This is a genomic window from Exiguobacterium sp. s11 (genome assembly GCF_018619015.1).
GTDB lineage: Bacteria > Bacillota > Bacilli > Exiguobacteriales > Exiguobacteriaceae > Exiguobacterium_A > Exiguobacterium_A indicum.
In genome coordinates this window covers 908,338-926,481 of sequence record NZ_JACSNF010000001.1, presented here as the reverse complement: position 1 = coordinate 926,481, position 18,144 = coordinate 908,338, and the positions used below count along the sequence as shown (strand labels likewise).

21 protein-coding genes are annotated in these 18,144 nt (G+C 46.3%); 14 read left to right on the top strand and 7 right to left on the bottom strand.

What is annotated here, in order from left to right; genetic code table 11:
* The first annotated feature begins 52 nt into the window (after positions 1 to 52).
* The 3 genes from KNQ12_RS05045 to KNQ12_RS05035 are packed head-to-tail and all read left to right on the top strand — an operon-like array spanning position 53 to position 3,887.
* Positions 53 to 859 (top strand): hypothetical protein, encoded by an 807-nt coding sequence (locus tag KNQ12_RS05045; protein WP_238987917.1) that lies wholly within the window; start codon positions 53 to 55, stop codon positions 857 to 859.
* A gap of 34 nt (positions 860 to 893) precedes the next feature.
* Positions 894 to 3,035: a type I pullulanase gene (gene pulA / locus KNQ12_RS05040; protein WP_023469091.1), complete on the top strand. Its 2,142-nt coding sequence runs from the start codon at positions 894 to 896 to the stop codon at positions 3,033 to 3,035.
* 51 nt (positions 3,036 to 3,086) lie between these two features.
* Positions 3,087 to 3,887 (top strand): phosphotransferase family protein, encoded by an 801-nt coding sequence (locus KNQ12_RS05035; RefSeq protein ID WP_023469090.1) that lies wholly within the window; start codon positions 3,087 to 3,089, stop codon positions 3,885 to 3,887.
* Between the two features lie 40 nt (positions 3,888 to 3,927).
* Here KNQ12_RS05035 and budA read toward each other — a convergent pair whose 3' ends face one another.
* The 3 genes from budA to cydS form a co-directional block, all read right to left on the bottom strand.
* On the bottom strand, positions 3,928 to 4,641 hold the full coding sequence (gene budA / locus KNQ12_RS05030) for an acetolactate decarboxylase (RefSeq protein WP_023469089.1): 714 nt from the start codon (positions 4,639 to 4,641) through the stop codon (positions 3,928 to 3,930).
* Positions 4,642 to 4,652: 11 nt separating this feature from the next.
* Positions 4,653 to 6,344: an acetolactate synthase AlsS gene (gene alsS, locus KNQ12_RS05025; protein WP_055968796.1), complete on the bottom strand. Its 1,692-nt coding sequence runs from the start codon at positions 6,342 to 6,344 to the stop codon at positions 4,653 to 4,655.
* Positions 6,345 to 6,506: 162 nt separating this feature from the next.
* Positions 6,507 to 6,608, bottom strand: coding sequence for a cytochrome bd oxidase small subunit CydS family protein (gene cydS, locus KNQ12_RS17270; protein WP_023469087.1), 102 nt, complete (start codon positions 6,606 to 6,608; stop codon positions 6,507 to 6,509).
* Between the two features lie 176 nt (positions 6,609 to 6,784).
* On the opposite strand from cydS, the gene trmB reads away from it, so the two are divergent.
* Both trmB and KNQ12_RS05015 read left to right on the top strand, forming a co-directional pair.
* Positions 6,785 to 7,426, top strand: a complete 642-nt coding sequence (trmB, locus tag KNQ12_RS05020) for a tRNA (guanosine(46)-N7)-methyltransferase TrmB (protein WP_023469086.1) — start codon at positions 6,785 to 6,787, stop codon at positions 7,424 to 7,426.
* Positions 7,427 to 7,542: 116 nt separating this feature from the next.
* Positions 7,543 to 8,058 carry a hypothetical protein gene (locus KNQ12_RS05015; RefSeq protein ID WP_058264706.1) on the top strand — a complete coding sequence of 172 codons (516 nt, stop codon included), beginning with the start codon at positions 7,543 to 7,545 and terminating at the stop codon, positions 8,056 to 8,058.
* A 41-nt stretch (positions 8,059 to 8,099) separates the two neighbouring features.
* On the opposite strand, the gene KNQ12_RS05010 is transcribed toward KNQ12_RS05015, so the two are convergent.
* Together KNQ12_RS05010 and KNQ12_RS05005 are read right to left on the bottom strand one after the other, a co-directional pair.
* The gene (locus KNQ12_RS05010; RefSeq protein ID WP_058264707.1) at positions 8,100 to 8,456 is read right to left on the bottom strand and encodes a DUF1304 domain-containing protein; all 357 of its coding nucleotides are present in this window, start codon (positions 8,454 to 8,456) and stop codon (positions 8,100 to 8,102) included.
* Between the two features lie 69 nt (positions 8,457 to 8,525).
* Positions 8,526 to 8,828 (bottom strand): PepSY domain-containing protein, encoded by a 303-nt coding sequence (locus KNQ12_RS05005; protein ID WP_023469083.1) that lies wholly within the window; start codon positions 8,826 to 8,828, stop codon positions 8,526 to 8,528.
* Positions 8,829 to 8,947: 119 nt separating this feature from the next.
* Between KNQ12_RS05005 and KNQ12_RS05000 the strand changes: the two genes are divergently transcribed.
* Both KNQ12_RS05000 and KNQ12_RS04995 read left to right on the top strand, forming a co-directional pair.
* Positions 8,948 to 10,018, top strand: coding sequence for a M42 family metallopeptidase (locus tag KNQ12_RS05000; RefSeq protein ID WP_035396484.1), 1,071 nt, complete (start codon positions 8,948 to 8,950; stop codon positions 10,016 to 10,018).
* A 157-nt stretch (positions 10,019 to 10,175) separates the two neighbouring features.
* Complete coding sequence (locus tag KNQ12_RS04995; protein ID WP_023469081.1) at positions 10,176 to 11,189, top strand: PTS sugar transporter subunit IIC; 1,014 nt, start codon at positions 10,176 to 10,178, stop codon at positions 11,187 to 11,189.
* A gap of 83 nt (positions 11,190 to 11,272) precedes the next feature.
* Here the strand turns inward: KNQ12_RS04995 and KNQ12_RS04990 are convergent, their stop codons facing one another.
* Positions 11,273 to 11,563 (bottom strand): hypothetical protein, encoded by a 291-nt coding sequence (locus KNQ12_RS04990; RefSeq protein WP_023469080.1) that lies wholly within the window; start codon positions 11,561 to 11,563, stop codon positions 11,273 to 11,275.
* A gap of 126 nt (positions 11,564 to 11,689) precedes the next feature.
* Here KNQ12_RS04990 and KNQ12_RS04985 point away from each other — a divergent pair, with 126 nt between their 5' ends.
* From KNQ12_RS04985 to KNQ12_RS04955, 7 genes are all read left to right on the top strand, one after another.
* On the top strand, positions 11,690 to 11,998 hold the full coding sequence (locus KNQ12_RS04985; protein ID WP_023469079.1) for a thioredoxin family protein: 309 nt from the start codon (positions 11,690 to 11,692) through the stop codon (positions 11,996 to 11,998).
* 53 nt (positions 11,999 to 12,051) lie between these two features.
* Positions 12,052 to 12,849 carry a DUF1444 domain-containing protein gene (locus tag KNQ12_RS04980; protein WP_055968792.1) on the top strand — a complete coding sequence of 266 codons (798 nt, stop codon included), beginning with the start codon at positions 12,052 to 12,054 and terminating at the stop codon, positions 12,847 to 12,849.
* Positions 12,850 to 12,902: 53 nt separating this feature from the next.
* Entirely contained in the window at positions 12,903 to 13,511 is a 609-nt protein-coding gene (gene ytpR / locus KNQ12_RS04975) for a YtpR family tRNA-binding protein (RefSeq protein ID WP_214746627.1), read from the top strand.
* 37 nt (positions 13,512 to 13,548) lie between these two features.
* Positions 13,549 to 14,286 (top strand): hypothetical protein, encoded by a 738-nt coding sequence (locus KNQ12_RS04970; protein WP_214746624.1) that lies wholly within the window; start codon positions 13,549 to 13,551, stop codon positions 14,284 to 14,286.
* A gap of 78 nt (positions 14,287 to 14,364) precedes the next feature.
* Positions 14,365 to 15,660, top strand: a complete 1,296-nt coding sequence (gene murC, locus KNQ12_RS04965; protein WP_023469075.1) for a UDP-N-acetylmuramate--L-alanine ligase — start codon at positions 14,365 to 14,367, stop codon at positions 15,658 to 15,660.
* A gap of 174 nt (positions 15,661 to 15,834) precedes the next feature.
* Entirely contained in the window at positions 15,835 to 16,350 is a 516-nt protein-coding gene (locus tag KNQ12_RS04960) for a DUF2179 domain-containing protein (protein ID WP_023469074.1), read from the top strand.
* 92 nt (positions 16,351 to 16,442) lie between these two features.
* A complete protein-coding gene (locus KNQ12_RS04955; protein WP_023469073.1) occupies positions 16,443 to 16,883 on the top strand; it encodes a Dps family protein in 441 nt (146 codons plus the stop codon).
* A gap of 53 nt (positions 16,884 to 16,936) precedes the next feature.
* Here the strand turns inward: KNQ12_RS04955 and KNQ12_RS04950 are convergent, their stop codons facing one another.
* Positions 16,937 to 18,049 (bottom strand): aminopeptidase, encoded by a 1,113-nt coding sequence (locus tag KNQ12_RS04950; protein ID WP_029342360.1) that lies wholly within the window; start codon positions 18,047 to 18,049, stop codon positions 16,937 to 16,939.
* Between the last annotated feature and the right edge of the window lie 95 nt (positions 18,050 to 18,144).

Genomic DNA, 18,144 nt, shown 5'->3' with positions numbered 1-18,144 from the left:
TTTGATGAAACTATATGACTTAGATAGTCGATTTGAAAAAAATCCGCTAGAGATGACGAAACGATTTGTTGAACACCAGGCACTTGATTATACGAACGTTTATCGCAAATGGGAGACAGGAGAATTGTTTCCAGGGGAGACGCTTATCCGTCCGAAGAAGTGGTGGCAAGTGATGAAAAAAAGTGAAGTCATTCAACTTCCGGGTAAACAATTATCTCGAAGAGCGTTTGATAAATGGTACAAAAAACGTCTCGAGTTACAAAAACTCTTGAACGTCGCTGGCGGAGCAGGGGAGGAGGACATTTGGCGGATTCCATTAAAACGTCATTTAGACTTCTATCAGATGTTGCATCTACTAAATGAACAATATGCGATGTTTTATCGGGCGGTCATTCACTATCAAGTCGGAGAAGTCGAGTTGAGTCCATTTGTCGTCGGTCCGTCCGCGATCTATATCATGGAATGGCTCGATGGTGAAGAGAGTATTTATCATATTCGACGAGATAAGTTGTGGCGGGAACAACCGTTCAAAGCATCTGTGAAACAGATTTTGAACCCGAATATCAGTTTAAAACGAACGGAAGACATTTTGCATACGATTCTTGGACGAGATTACGATTTACCGATCGAACGGGTCATCTTAGCTCCAAGTGGTTATTTTGATAAGATTCCAAAAGAAACGACGACGACGTATGTCAATAAAGTGGATTTTCCTAAATGGTTGAATCGTATGAATGGGAATGCGACTCATACAAAAGCTGCTCAAATGCGTGTGTGTGAAAAAATCCTAAAGGAAACCGTATCGATTCCGTTTCAAATGGCGATCCAAAGTGAGGAACAGTCACGCATTCAAGAGTAAGGGAGGGAGCGACGGCATTGTCGTTGCGAAAGAGATGACAAACCAAGAAGTAGCGATACCAGTGATCCGGGCGGAGTTCTCATCGTTCCAAAGCATCCGAGTCGAGGTCGAAGGCAATCCGTCAATCCACTGGTCGCTTGAATGTGATGGACAATCACTTGCGATCCAGCAAGTCGAAACACACCGTGAGGAACAACTGGTGATTTATGAATTGACGGTTCTGGAACCGGTCGAGCTCGAATGCCGATATGAGGTGTTCGGAGCAGGGAGGTCGATTCGCGTCGTTCCTGACCGGTTAGTCCGGACGGAAGCGTTCGAGCGCAAGTACCGTTACGAAGGGAAGCTCGGTGTCTGGGAAGAAAAGGGTACATTTCACTTTGCTGTTTGGTCACCGGTCGCAGAACGGATCATGTGTGTCGTGTACGATCAAGATGAACGGTTGCTCGGAAAGTACGAAATGGAGCGACACGAGCAAGGTGCTTATCATCTTCAACTGGAACAAGATATCGCAGAGTGCTGGTATCGGTATGAAGTGACGACATACCTTGGCACAAAAGAGGTCGTTGATCCGTACGCTAGTGCGATATCGGAGAATGGTCGATACGGTGTCATCGTTGACGTCGAACGGACGATGACCAAGTGGTTCCCGAAGCGTGTCGCGCGTCCTCTGTTCGTCAAACCGTCAGACGCTGTCATCTACGAAGCGAATATCCGTGATTTCACGATCGATCACTCAGCTGGTTCAAGTTATCCGGGTCAATACACAGGGATGACGGAACGAGGAACGCGCTCTCCTCGAGGTCATGCGACGGGACTTGATTATCTCCTGGATCTCGGGATCACCCATCTGCAATTGCTACCAGTCCACTTTTTTGAGACGACCGATGAACGGACGCGGTCTCCATATAACTGGGGATACGACCCAATGCTTTGGTTCGGGCTAGCTGGGAGTTATGCGAGTTCGGTTGAACCACTCGTTCGCGTCAGAGAATACGCGGAAATGGTAGAGCGACTCCATGAAGCAGGCATTCGTGTCACATTCGATGTCGTCATGAATCACGTCTTCATTCGAGAACGCTCCTCTCTCGAACAGCTTGTCCCTGGTTATTATTTCCGCTACGAAGTAGACGGAACACTATCGAACGGAACAGGTGTCGGAAATGATACCGCATCTGAGCGATTCATGATGCGCCGTCTGATCGTTGACTGTTTGACGTACTTTGCTCGAGTCTACCGGATTGATGCCTTTCGATTTGATTTGATGGGGATTCATGATATTGAGACGATGAATGATGTTCGTGCGGCGCTCGATGCGATTGATCCAACGATTCTGGTGTATGGAGAAGGGTGGGATCTCGCGACAGCGTTACCGGAACGATTAAAGGCGATGAGTGCCTCCGCTGCGCAAATGCCGCGGATCGCCCATTTTAATGATGTGTTCCGTGACGCGTTAAAAGGATCGACGTTCAGTGAATTCGACCGAGGTTTCGTTGCGGGAGATGGCTGGAAGGAAGGGGAGGTCCGAAACGGGATTGCGGGAAGTGTCCATATCGACAATCAAACGTACGGACGTTTTCCGGAACCTACCTATTCCATCAATTACGTCGAGGCGCACGACAATCATACGTTATACGATAAATTAAAGTTATCTTGTCCAGAGGCAGATGAACAGCAATTATTGCGGATGAGTCGCCTAGCTCAAACGATTGCCTTGTTTGCGCAAGGGATTCCGTTTCTTCACGCAGGTCAAGAATTCTTACGCACGAAACAAGGTGTTGAAAACAGCTATAACGCACCAGACGAGATCAATCGAATGGACTGGGAACGGCGGGATGATCATCTGTCCCTTGTCACATACATCAGGACGATTTTGCAAATTCGTAGAATGCATGGCGGATTCCGGTTGCACCGAGCGAATCAGATTCGCGAGTTGCTTCATTTCATCGACTTACGTCCGGGTGTCATTGCTTATGAACTTGGAGCGGTCCACTCGTATGATGCATGGCAACGCACGCTCATCGTTTACAATACGACGCGCGAAATCGTTGAAGTCTCACTTGATCATTCGCGCTGGAATGTGCATGTACAAGGGGATGAGGCCTCGGTCGACCCGCTTCTGAAAGGTGTCGACAGGATTCAGGTCCTTCCGTTGTCAACGACGATCGCAACGTGTTAAGATAAGCATTGTGCCTTAGGCAAATCTACTAAAAAAGTTGAGCGGATTATAATGGAATTAGATATTTTAGATGCGCTTGGCGAAGGCTGGACCCTTACGCCAGCAGGTGGAATCACAGGAGAAGCGTACATCGCTTCAACCGGACAATCGAAGTTGTTTTTAAAACGAAATTCATCGCCGTTTTTGGCGATTTTATCCGCAGACGGAATCGTTCCGAAGTTATTATGGACGAAACGGATTTATAGTGGGGACGTCATCAGCGCCCAACAGTTCATTGAAGGCGACGAGTTAGAGCCCGAAATGATGGAACGTCCTGAAGTAGCACGTTTGCTTGGGAAAATCCATGATTCGAAGGAATTACTGTTCATGCTACAACAGCTTGACCAGCGCCCGATCGAACCTGATGAGTTATTGCGACAATGTCGTTTGTACTTTCAACCGGATGATTTAGAGGATCCGGAGCTCGTGGAACATGCGATGGTTTACCTCGAACAAAATCTGGAGCAGGTAAGAACGGATGAGCAGGTCGTTTGTCATTCAGATTTGAACCACAATAACTGGTTGACGGGAGCAGACGGTCAACTCTATCTGAACGATTGGGATGATGCGATTATTGCTGACCGTGCGTACGATCTTGGAATGATGTTATATAGTTATGTCGACGAAGCGGCTTGGCCAGAATGGTTCGAACATTATGGACATCCTTTGACGAGTGATCTGAAACAACGGATGCACTGGTATGTCGTAGCGCAAGCAGTATTGTCACTCTACTGGTATGAAGATACGCGTCATCCGGATGTCGACGACAGTTATCATTTTCTTGAACAGCTACTTGAATACTCAAACGACTAAAAAGCGTGTCATTCCGAAAGGGAACGACACGCTTTTTTGCTTAACCTTCAGCGATTTTAATTTCTTTTTCAATATCATGACTTTCGAGATCTGCCGATCGATAAGCCGCTGTCGTCGGTAGACGTAAATCAAGTTGCGGCTTTTCTTCGAATGTGACGGTGACGTTCTTAACTGTGTAGTCAAAGACGTGACCACCACCTGCGCGAGCAGCATCGATGAAATGAAGGTGATATCCGGCGACGGCGATACCGTGACCAAATCGTGGTGTATAGTATCCGGCAAGCGTTCCTTCCGTGTGCTCGAACGTACGAGCGCTTTGAGAAGCGACAGCTTCCGTGATTGGAACGAACGGTTTTTCCTGGCGTGCGACGGTGCGTGTCTGAACCTCCGTGAATGTTCCGTCAATCCGGATAGCATAAAAGCTATTGATCGTTGGGAGTTGTTCGTTCAGCCAGTGCTCAAACGTCGCTTTTGACATCTCTTCCGTCACGGTCAGGGTTTGTTCCGGCTCGAAACGGGTTAATGTCGCGAAAGGTGTCGTCGTCTCAGGTTGGAGCGGTCGAGCACTACCATCTGAGCGGAGTTGATAGAATTGACCATCGAATCCAATCATCTCACCGTCTAAGTGGTCAAACGTTCCGATACCGAAATCACGTTGATCAAGGACGGAAGCATACGTGACTTCACTCTCAAATACGCCGTCAAGCAGTGCCATCATCGTTGAAATCTGGACGAGTGTTTTATCATGTGCCATGTGAATCCTCCTTAGTTCAATTGATCGAGATGAACTTGTTCTCCGAGCGCGATGTTGTCACGGTAATCGATCGGTACATCGACGATGACGGGACCGTCTGTCGCGAGTGCTTCATCCATGATTGCTGCGAGTTCCGAAGGATGATTGACGCGGAGTCCTTTTGCTCCAAAGCTTTCCGCATATTTGACGAGATCGACGTCACCAAATGACGTACCGGATTTCCGTTTGTATTTCATCTCTTGTTGGAACGCGACCATATCGAATCCGCTGTCGCGCCAGACGAAGTGGACAAGTGGTGAGTTCAAACGGACAGCTGTCTCAAGTTCCATTGCAGAGAAGAGGAATCCGCCGTCACCTGAAATCGAGACAGCTTTTTTTCCTGGACGTACGAGTGTTGCCGCGATTGCCCAAGGAAGTGCGACGCCGAGTGTTTGCATCCCGTTACTAAAGAGAAGGTGGCGTGGTTCATATGAACGAAAATGACGTGCCATCCAGATATAGTGAGAGCCGACATCGACTGTGACCGTGACATCATCCGCAATTTTTTCGCGTAACGTCTTCATGAAATAAAGCGGGTGCGTCAATGGAGAATCCGCGACTGGGGGAACATCGCGATCAACAAGACGTTGATGCAATCCTTCAAGGAACTGAACAGAGCTTTCAGGTAATGTGAGTGGTTGCAGGCGTTTAGCGATCGCATCGACCGTTTTCGCCATATCACCGACAAGTTCACGGTCTGGACGATAGAAGTGGTCAATTTCAGCGCGCATTTGATCGATGTGGACAAGCGTGCGGTCGTGCGTCGGTTGGTTCCAGAATTTCGGATCATAGCCGATCGGGTCATATCCGATCGAGAGGACGAGATCCGCTTCTGCAAGTAACGCATCTCCTGGCTGATTACGGAACAATCCAACACGTCCGTAGAAATTCGATTCAAGTTCACGTGATAATGTGCCAGCTGCTTGGAATGTCTGAACGACAGGAATCGAGACGTTTTTGAGTAACGAACGAATCGCGTGTACGACATCTGGCTGACTCGCGCGCATACCGAGTAACAAGACAGGCAGCTTCGCATCTTGAATCAAGCGAGCTGTCTCTTCGACCCAAGCTTCTGGTGCAACACCGAGCTTCGGTGCTTCAACCGCACGGAATGCCGTGACGTTCGCTTCGCTCAATCCGACGTCTTGCGGGATACTAACGAAAGCAGCCCCGGAAGTCGTTTCTGCTGTACGGAAAGCATTGGATAATACTTCTGGAATGTTATCGGCATCTTGTACTTCCGCGCTGAAGTTCGTAATCGGTGTAAAGAGTGCCTGATTGTCCATCGACTGATGTGTTCGTTTTAAACGATCGGCCCGTGTGACAGCTCCGGCAATTGCGACAACAGGGTCACCTTCAGAGTTCGCCGTCACAAGACCAGTCGCTAAATTCGATGCCCCAGGACCAGATGTCACAAGGACGACACCAGGTTTGTCCGTCAAGCGTCCGATGGCTTGAGCCATGAAGGCAGCGTTTTGTTCGTGGCGTGCAACAATGAGTTCAGGTCCCCGGTCCTGTAACACATTGAAGACGGAATCGATTTTGGCGCCGGGAATACCGAAGATGTAATCGACACCCTGCTCGATGAGTGAATCGACGACGAGATCCGCACCTGTTTTCTTCTGTACTAATTCTTTTGAATCGCTGTTTTTATTTTCGTTCATTACAATTCTCCTTTTTACCAACGTTTTCGGTGTTCGATAGCTGTAATAAATTATCTGTTTCAAAAAAAGTATACATCTGTTTCATGGTAAAACCAACCTAAAATCATTTAGAAAATAAAAAAAGTACCTTGTGTATGATTACACAAGGTACAGAGATTGCCCTTATTCGACGTCGACTTTTCCGAAAGTCGCCCAGACGAACAAAGCAGTGATTCCCAAGACGAGAACGATGGGAGATGCCCAACTAATCAAGAAATCATCCACAGTATAGCCCTCCTTTTCGGTTCTTACGTACCTTAAGTGTATTAGAATGCTCACTATTTCTCAAGTGACGAACTGCTGAACATTCTTCGATAGGAAACGAAGAAGTTCTTATATAATTACCCGAATCATGATAAACTTATCTGCGGATAATTTAAGTTTGGAAAGGATGAACGATAGTGCGTTTACGACATAAACCATGGGCGCAGGATTATATGAAGGAACAATCCTCGATCTATATAGCAGAACCAGCATCTCTTAAAGGAGCATGGGCTAGCGAGTTCAAGAATGATAACCCGATCTACATCGAAGTGGGATCAGGGAAAGGAGCATTCATTACCGGAATGGCGCACCAACACCCGGATATCAACTTCATCGCGATCGAACTATTCGAAAGCGTTGCCGTGACGATCGTTCAAAAATTGGTCGAAACACCACAATCGAACGTTCGCGTCTTGACGGTCGATGCAAAAGACTTACGTGATTACTTTGAAAAAGGTGAAGTGTCCCGCGTGTACTTGAACTTCTCTGATCCATGGCCAAAGACACGTCATGCGAAACGCCGCTTGACGTATAAAACATTCCTCTCGACGTATGAAGATATTTTACCAGCGAAAGGTCAAATCCACTTCAAGACAGATAATCGGAAGTTGTTCGAATCGAGTTTGATGACGATGTCAGCATACGGCATGCGCTTCGACTGGATGTCACTTGATTTACATGCGAATGAACCGGAAGATAACGTCCGAACAGAGTACGAAGAGCGTTTTTCATCAATGGGTCAACCGATTTATCGGATGGAAGCAACGTACCAAAATTAATTTAGACAAAAAGTTTTCTTATTTTCCTGGTATTTCTTTCACACTTTTTTCTTATTAATTGGTACAATGTTGTTGACTGAAGAACTTGTACTTATAGGTAAAGGGGGAATTTGGGGATGTGGCAGAAAAGCTTAGCCTTCGTAACGGCGCTCTTTCTCGCATTAAGTATCGGTCAATCGGTACTTGCTGCGGTTGATACCTCAGAAATGACGAAAGCATTAGATGAGGAATTACCAACGACGCATTACGATTATAAAAAAGGTTCGGTCGAAATCGAGGATCCGAAGACGTTCACGAATGAAAAAGGAGAAGAAGTCATCGGCGGGATCGCTGTCATCGAGACAGTCCGTGACGGCATCTTCATCACAATCAAACGTGAAATCCACTTCTTCAATGCCGATAGCGGTAAATTGTTGACGAGTGCCGATGCTGCAAAAGTTGATGGCGTAAAAGAATACATCGACGGTAACTCGGATAATCTTCAACAAAAAGTCGTCTACTGGTTACCGATGCTCTTGATGTTGTTGATCATCGCTGTACCAGCAGTCATCTTATACATCGTTGTTCCACGTCTATACTCGACGACGGAATACATGAACCCGATCTACGAACGCAACGACAACCCGCGTTAATTAAGAAAAAAAGCCTCTATCCAATCGGATAGGGGCTTTTCTCATGCAAGCAACACGAAGATGAAAGCGAGTATGGCAGGCAAGCCTTGTTTGAGTAAAATGGAGCGATTGGCGGTCACGGCGCCATAAAGCGCAGCGATGATGACACATGCTAAAAAGAACAATTGGACAGCCACATCCTGACGAATCAGACCAAATACGAGTCCGGCTGCTAAAAATCCATTATATAAGCCTTGATTCGCAAAAAGTGTCCGAATTTGTTGTGATGCAACAGCTTCGTCCGTTAAACCGAACGTTCGACGAGCCGCTTTGGAAGAAAGAAAGAACATTTCAAGTGCTAAAATATAAAAGTGTTCCAAAGCAACGAGGATAACGAACAGCGTAGCAAGAATCGACATGAATCATACCTCCTTCAGATGAACGTGGAAAAAAGACCGTACTTCGTCGATCGAAGCACGGTCTTTTGATTAAGCGTATTCGAGTAAAGCGCCAGTTTCGGCATCAACTGTGAATTGATACGTTTTTTCGTCATCACCTTCAAGGACCGAGATGCCACCTTTGTAGCTTTGGTAGTCACGTGACTCATATGCGTAAGCCTCTGGTGTTGCAGAGATCCATGCACCTTGGACACGTCCTTTTGCTGAAAATGTGCGTTTCGTGATTTCGAGCGCTTCCTCGGCAGAAAGTTGTTTGTCATCAACGGCTTTCTTCACTGCGAAAGCGGCGACGACAGCTGCTGCCAATCCGATAATCCAATAGCGTTTTTTCATTAAAATTCCCCTCCTTACAGGTTCTATTCCTACTGTACCAAATAATTCGTTCAGAGAGAAACAAAAGGTTAAGTGATAGAAGCAATTTTTTGTATAATGAGAAGCAGGAGGCGATACATATGAATGAAAAAACGAGAGAGTTATTTCGAACACTGACGGAATTAAATGGGGCACCAGGGTTTGAGCACGACGTTCGTCAGTTCGTTCGCGAGCGCATCACACCTGTCACGGATGAGATCGTTACGGATGGACTCGGTTCGATTTTCGGAAAACGAACAGGCGATGCGACAGGACCGAAAGTCATGGTTGCCGGGCACATGGACGAAGTGGCATTCATGGTGACGCAAATCACGAAGAACGGAATGTTACGGATTCAACCGCTCGGTGGCTGGTGGAGCCAAGTGTTGCTTGCGCAACGCTTCTCGATCTGTACGGATAACGGTGTCATCCCTGGTGTCATCGCATCGATTCCACCACACTTGTTGACAGAAGAAGTACGCAATAAGCCGATGGCGATCAAAGACATGTTCATCGATATCGGTGCAGACTCAAAAGAAGAGGCAGAATCGTTTGGAGTACGTCCGGGTATTCCTGCCGTACCATTCTTCCCGTTCACACCGATGGCGAATCCGAAGAAGATCATGGCGAAAGCATGGGATAATCGCTATGGTGTCGGAATGGCGATTGAATTACTGGAAGAGACGACAGCGGCGGATCATCCGAACATTTTGTTCTCGGGTGCAACGGTTCAAGAAGAAGTTGGATTGCGCGGAGCGCAAACAGCGACAGCACTCATCGATCCCGACGTCGCGTTCGTCGTCGACGCTTCTCCTGCCAATGATGCATCAGGAGACAAAACGGAATTCGGTCAACTCGGACAAGGCCCATTGCTTCGAATTAAAGACAGTGTCATGATTCTCTCAAAAGAGATGACAGATTACGTCCTCGATACGGCAGAATCGAACAAGATTCCGTACCAATATTATGTCGGTGCAGGTGGAACCGATGGTGGTGTCATCCATCGTTCGAATAATGGGATTCCAACGACAGTCGTTGGTTTACCAGCACGCTACATCCATACGCATGCATCGATCATGCATACAGATGATTATGATGCGGCGAAGGAATTGCTTCGGAAACTCGTCACGAACCTCGATACGACGACGCTCGCGACGCTGCAAGTTAAGTGAATGACATGACAGACAGTGGATGTGAATCCGCTGTCTGTTTTTGTTTAATAAGAACGATGTAAGTACGGACTGTCTTGTCAGTTGAAAAAACAATGTAGTCGTATAGAAAGGAGATTTGATATAATGATACGCGATGTTAAGAAAAGGACGTGACAAGATGTTCAAACAAAAAGGGATTTCACTTAGCCCTAAAGTATATTTCATCACCGTATTAAGTTATATGGCACTTGGCTTGTTTAGTTCGTTGATCATGGGTCTCATCATCCGGACGATTGGTGAAGGACTGGTGGGGCGTGGTGTAGAGGCGAAGTTCCTCATTCAGTTAGGAGAGCAGGCGATCGCACTGACTGGACCAGCAATCGGTGTGGCTGTAGCGTTTGCACTTGAGGCACCACCGCTGATCTTGTTCGCAGCAGTTGCCGTTGGTGCGTTCGGATATGAAGCAGGAGGACCAGCAGGGAGTTACATTGCAACGCTTCTTGCGACAGAGGTCGGAAAACTCGTTTCAAAGACGACACGACTCGATATTTTATTGACGCCGTTTGTTACGTTACTAGCCGGATTCGTTGCCGGACGTTACGCGGGAAAGTGGATTGGGAAAGGGATGACGGATCTTGGTGAGTTGATTCGTTGGGGAACGGAACGCGAACCATTATTCATGGGAATTTTTGTTGCTACCGTCATGGGTCTTGCATTGACGGCGCCGATTTCGAGTGCCGCGCTTGGAATCATGCTTGGTTTGGATGGACTTGCTGCAGGGGCGGCGACGATCGGTTGTGCGGCACAGATGATTGGGTTTGGCGTCATCAGTTACCGTGATAACGGAATCGGTGGCGTGGTTGCCCAAGGGATTGGTACGTCGATGTTACAAGTAGGGAATATCATTCGAAATCCTTGGATTCTTCTACCGCCGACTGTAGCCGGCGCAATCCTAGCGCCATTTGCGACTGTTCTGTTGATGCTTGAGAGCAATCCGGAAGGTTCTGGTATGGGCACGAGCGGATTCGTTGGTCCGTTGATGTTATTAAAAACGATGGGGTTCGAAATGGAGTATTATCTAGCAGTCGCTGTCCTCTGTTTCCTTGCGCCTGGCATCATCAGTTATTTCATTTATCGCCTATTACGACGTCTCGGTCGGATTCAAGATGGCGATTTAAAAATCGAATATTAAATACAAAAAGCTGATTCTAAAGGATACGCCTGTTTGACCGGATGGTGGACGAACAAGCATATGACTTTTTGAATCAGCTTTTTTCATAAAGAGAATCCGAATGAACTTGAATAAAAACTCGTAAAGAAAACATAGAGGTAAATGAGGTAAAGTGGAGTCAAATACCGCATGCGTACGACGGGCAATTTTCGAGCGAGTCGTTTTCCGAGTGCTTCGAGTAAAATGATGATCGCAAAACCGACGACTAAGTACAAAAAGATTTCGGGTAAGCTTCTTTCGGAATCAATGAAGGAATAGCCGTAACGTAAACAACTCGTCATGCCAACGAAGCCGACGAAGCGTTCGAACGGATGTTTGATTGGTTGATCTGCCATAGTGAAGTCCTTTCCAGGTGTTTTCTAGTTGCAGTATAGCAAACCAAGCACGAAAACGCACAGCCGCAATTGAATATGCTATGATGAGGGCAATGACTTCTAGGGAAATCAAAGGAGGAAATCATCATGAAAACATTACAATCCAAACAAGAATTCGATACAGCAAAACAAGGAAATGCCGTCTTTTTATTCTCAGCAAACTGGTGCCCGGATTGCCGCTTCTTAGATCCGTTCATGCCGGAAATCGAGCAAACATTTAACGGCTTCGAGTTTTACTACGTCGATCGCGACGATCATATTGAAATTGCCCAGGAAATGGACATCTTCGGAATTCCGAGTTTTGTTGCATTCCGCGATGGTGAAGAGACAGGGCGTTATGTCGGGAAAGAGCGGAAGACACCAGAACAGGTGACAGCATTTTTAGAGACGGTTTAAGAAAAAAGCGAGCGCTGACTCGCTTTTTTTCATGATAGAAAGGATGAATTCGAATGGAACTACAACAAATCCGAAGAATGATGACACAAACATTTGAAGAAGAAGGGTACACGACATATTTCGATCGTGAAAAGTCTGTATTACGAATTGAGCGAAAGCACGATAAATCAGGCGTTGATGTCGGATTGAATCCGCTTGTCGCAAAAGCAAAACGAAGAGGTGTCATTGCAGTCGAAGAGACGATCGAATATATCCGTGCTGTACTCGGACAAACGGATCAAATCTCACTCGTTGGACAAGAACAAAAAATCTTTCCTGTCATTCGCGCTAAATCGTTTGCCGATACGACAAAAGAAGGGAAGACGCTCGTCAGTACACCACATACGGGTGAGACGAAAATCATGTACGCACTTGATTTAGGGGCGACGTATCGTTTGATTGATGAGGAGTTACTGGCGTCTGCTGAATGGACAGCTGAACAGTTATCAGAAGCAGCGCGTTTTAATGTGAAATCGCTTGAAGCGCCATTTAAACAAGACGAAGTCGCAGGGAATATCTTTTATTTCTTGAGTCTCGGCGACGGATATGAGGCGAGTCGTGTTTTGAACAAGACTTTATTAGCCGATTATGCGGCGCAAATCGAAGGAGAATTCGCAGTCGGAATTCCGCATCAGGATGTCCTGATTTTCGCTGATATTCGGAATGACGCCGGATATGATGTCTTACAGCAATTGATGTTTGACTTCTTCTCGAACGGTCGTGTACCGGTCACGGCACTGCCATTCTTATATGAAGATGGCAATCTGGAGCCGGTCTTCGTCCTTGCGAAAAACAAGCAGCCGAAAGAGTGAAGAATCTGATACAATAGGCATTGTGAGAAAGACGGAAGGGAGTCATGGATTGAATGAATGTGTTTTATAATAAAGAGGGCGTCGGCGACGTCTTAATGATCATTTTGGAAGACGCACCACGTGCGGAAGTGACAGCGACTCGTGAAGGAGACGTAGCAACTATCAAGCATGGTGATCGTGTCGTCGGTTACAACCTGTTTGATGCTTCGACTACGTTTACGATCGAGACACAAGGACCGGTTGAATTGACGGAAGAATTGGCAACACGCATCCAAAAGGAACTGGCGATTCGAGATATCGAATTGTCACTCGAACAAGTGGATTATTCTCCGAAATTCGTTGTTGGGTTCGTTGCTTCTTGCGAGAAGCATCCGGATGCTGATAAATTATCGGTCTGTCAGGTAGAAGTAGATAACGGAACTTTACAAATCGTTTGTGGAGCACCGAATGTAGCGGCGGGTCAAAAAGTAGTCGTTGCTAAACCGGGAGCGGTCATGCCGTCTGGGTTAATCATCCGTCCTTCAGCGTTACGCGGCGTACCATCAAGTGGTATGCTCTGTTCAGCGCGTGAGCTCGGACTTGTCGATGCACCACAAGAAAAAGGGATTCTTGTACTCGATGATACAAAAGCAGTAGGGGAAGCATTCTCAATCGGTCGATGATTCGACCGATTTTTTAACAAGATGGAGGGGTGAACGTATGAGTAATCGTTATGAACAGTCACTAAAAGAGCAGGCTGCCCGGATTCGTCGAGAGCTTGCAGGGGAACGTGAGACAAAGCCGGTGGAACGTCCGAAAAAAGAGGAGCGTGAAGATCGCTTCGTTTTAACGGATGTGCCTTCACCGATTTATGGATTCCAACGTCCGAAGCAATCTGCATCGGAAACCGTAAAAGCTGCGGAAGAAACGGAAATGAGTGAGCAGGTTTCGGAAACAGTCGAAGAGGGAAATACTGATGAGGTTGCTTTGACGGATCAAGAACTGATCGCGCCAGAAGTCGTATTAGACGAAGCGGAAGCAGATGCTGGTCTTGTACCGGTGACGGATGTCGAATTACTCGTACCGGAACCTCACACAAGTGAAGAGCTCGTGAGAGAAGAAGTGCCAACCGTAACCGAAGTAGAAGAAACGGACGAAACTGAAACATCTTCCAACAGTGAGACGGTGGAACCATCAGTTGTTCCGACAGAGACATCAAGTGAAGAGTCTGCTGATGAAAAAGAAGCTGAGCAACAAGCGGAGAGCTTCGCACCGACTTTTGATACATCTGCTATTGAAGTAGATCAAGATCCATCTGTTACTGAGGTCGATAAGCCTGTTCAGTCGGAAGTGAAAAAACCGGTCGGACCGCCTGTTAACGTCGTCATGACGACGAAAGACTTGATGGCGATGTATCGCGCACGTCGAGAACAAAATAATTTACATGGTAAAAAATAAATCGGTTTGCTATAATGGTACAGGTTTTGTACCCGAGCCCGATGGTACGGACCGGAACGTGAATTGGAGGGCTTTTATATGACAAAGTATCATTTTGTTGGAATCAAAGGAACAGGGATGAGTGCGCTCGCCCAAGTACTACATGAGATGAATCATGAGGTGCAAGGTTCAGACATCGAAAAGCACATTTTTACTGAAGACGCGTTACGGGCTAAGGGAATTCCATTTTTCCCGTTCAATGCGGATAACATCAAAGAAGATTATGTCATCATCCAAGGGAATGCTTTTGGAGATGATCATCCAGAAATCGCACGGGCAAATGAACTTGGTTTAACCATCCATCATTATTACGATTTCTTAGGACATCTAGCAAATGAATATCGTTCGGTCGCCATTACAGGCTCACACGGAAAAACGTCGACGACAGGTTTGCTTTCACACGTCTTGAGCGGTATCACGCCGACAGCTTTCTTGATCGGAGACGGGACAGGGGCAGGAGTAGAGGATGCGAAAGCATTCGTCTTCGAGGCATGTGAATACAAACGTCACTTCTTATATTACAAGCCGGACTACGCTATCATGACGAATATCGACTTCGATCATTCGGATTATTTCACAGGAATCGATGACGTCGTTTCGGCATTCCAAGAAATGGCGATGCAGGTTAAGCAAGCGATCGTTGCTTGTGGAGATGATGAGCATCTTCAAAACATTCAAGCGAATGTACCTGTTCTCTATTATGGATTTGGAGAAAACAATGATTTCCGCGCGGAAAACGCGACGTCAACGCCAGATGGTACATCATTTGATGTTTATTTACGTGATGATTTCTACGGCACGTTCCTCATTCCAGGATTCGGTCGTCATCATGTCTTGAATGCACTCTCTGTCATTGCGATCTGTCAGTACGAAGGATTGAGCAAAGACGACGTTGCTGAACGTTTAGCCACATTTGGTGGTGTAAAACGTCGCTTCAGTGAGTCGGAATTCGGCACACAAATCTTAGTAGATGACTACGCGCACCATCCAAAGGAAATCAGCGCGACGATTGAGTCGGCACGGAAAAAATATCCGGACCGTGAAGTCATTGCGATTTTCCAACCGCATACGTACACACGCTTGAAATCATTCATGGATGATTTCGCGACTTCTTTACGTGAGGCAGATGCGACATATCTATGCGAAATCTTTGGATCGGCACGTGAGCAGGAAGGGCAAGTTCGCGTCGAAGATCTGCAGGAGAAAATCCCGCAAGCTTCTATTCTGACGCGCGACAACGTTTCTGTTCTACGTCAGCATGAAAATGCTGTGCTTCTGTTCATGGGAGCGGGCGATATCCAGACGTATCAGCATCAGTATCAAAGCGTAAAATAAGCAACAGTTCAAAAAGCGTCACTCGACCGGAGTGGCGCTTTTTTTGTCGTATTTTTGAATTATGATAGTAATTTCAAAAAACCGATGAGGAAAATCTAAAATAGGATTGCATCTTGAAAAAAAGTTTGAAATAGTGTGTATGTGTTGAAGTTATTAACGGAAAGGAAAGACACCATGGGACAGATTTTACTCATCTTATTGCTCCAGTTGATTTACGTTCCTGTTTTGACATTACGGACGATCATGCTCGTCAAAGGGCGGACTGTCATTGCTGGATTATTTGGCACAGTCGAAACATTGATTTACATTTTTGCACTAGGAATCGTATTCCAAGACTTAACGACACTCGGTATGGTCGTTTATGCGCTTGGATTTGGTCTAGGAATACTCGTCGGTGGATATGTCGAGCGAAAACTCGCCATCGGTTACAATATGATTCAAGTGCATACGCAAGAATTTCCAGCGGAACTGATTCAAGTCATTCGCGATAATGGTTTCGGTGTGACACATTATCAAGGTCAAGGACGAGACGGTGTCCGTTATCGGTTAGATGTGCTCGCGGCTCGAACACGTATGAAAGTGCTTCGTAATCTCGTCGAAGAATACGAACCGAAAGCATTCCTCGTTGCATTCGATTCCGTCGACTTCAAAGGTGGGTATATGTTGAAAGGATTAAAGCGTCCTCGATAGAGCACTTTTCCTGAGAATGATGTTTATTCTTTGTTATTTAAGGATAAAGATGAAATAGAACGTCATTTGAAATCAGGAAAGGGGAATATCAGATGATTAGTAATCATGCAAAATCAGCTTTGAATCAACAGGTAGCAAACTATGGGGTACTGTTCGTCAAACTCCACAATTATCATTGGTACATTAAAGGACCAGACTTCTTAACGCTTCACGAGAAGCTTGAAGAACTTTATACATGGGTATCTGAACAATATGATGTTGTTGCAGAACGTCTATTGATGAATAACGGAACACCTTCTGCGACACTGAAAGAGTATTTAGAGCAAACGACGCTTGAAGAAGCGAAATCGGGGTTATCGGCAGATGAGATGATTGATTCCGTCATCAAAGACTTCCAACAAGTCCGAAAAGAGATGCTCGATGCGATTGAACATCTTGAGGCACAAGACGTGACGGTTGAAGATGATTTACTTGGTCAAGCGAAGGAAATCGAAAAACAAATTTGGATGCTCCGTGCGACATTGAAAAAATAAGATATAGAAAACGGATGACCCCGTCCTATGTAGGACGAGCCATCCGCTTTTTCTTATTTCAGGTTTTCAGGATTGAGGACTTCGAGTTCTGGAAGAACGAAACGACCGTCTTTACGGATCAATACGTCGTCGAACCAGATTTCTCCACCACCGTAATCGGGACGTTGGATGTTGACGAGATCCCAGTGAACGGATGAGTCATTACCGTTGTAGGCTTCTTCGTAAGCTTGACCTGGTGTGAAGTGGAAGCTGCCATCGATTTTTTCATCGAATAGAATATCCTTCATTGGATGCTGAATGAAAGGATTGACGCCGATCGCGAATTCGCCGACGAAACGAGAACCAGCATCTGTATCGAAGACTTGGTTGATCCGATCCGTATCGTTCGCTGTCGCTTCGACGATTTTACCGTCTTTGAACGTCAGTTTGACGTTTTCAAACGTGAACCCTTGATATGGAGACGGTGTATTGTACGAGATGACACCGTTGACCGAATCCTTGACCGGTGCCGTAAAGACTTCACCGTCTGGAATGTTGGCATTTCCAGCGCATTTGATGGCTGGGATGTCTTTGATCGAAAACGTTAGATCCGTTCCTGGTCCGACGAGACGAACACGATCCGTCCGGTTCATCAAGTCAACGAGTGGTTCCATCGCTTGACCCATTTTTTCATAATCAAGCGTACAGACATCGAAGTAGAAGTCTTCGAATGCTTCTGTTGATTGATTGGCAAGTTGCGCCATCGATGCGGTTGGGAAACGAAGGACGACCCATTTCGTTCCTTTGACACGATCTTGTGTGTGCATCTTACCAATCGTTTGACCGTAAAGTTTCATCTGTTCAGCCGGCACATCTGACAATTCATTGATGTTATCACCAGCACGTAGTCCGATGTATGCGTCCATCGCTTGCATTTGCTTGCGTTCGATGTCTGCCATCAATTGGAGTTGCTCTTCTGAAGCATTTCGGTATAATTTTCGTAGGATACGATTATCCTTAAGTAAGACGAACGGATGACCGCCAGCCGCGTAGGCAGCTTCAACAAGTGCCTCGACCAGTTCGCGTTCGATGCCGAAGTTTTCAATCAGTACTTTTTCACCAGGTTCAAGGGCAACCGAATAGTTAATGAGATTCGTTGCCAGTTGAGTAAGACGTGGGTCACGCATGAAATTTCCCCCTCGAAATGGATTATGTAGGTTTCATTTATCATTGTAACGGAAATAAACAATTTGGAGTAGCAGGAACGACTTGCTACATGTCG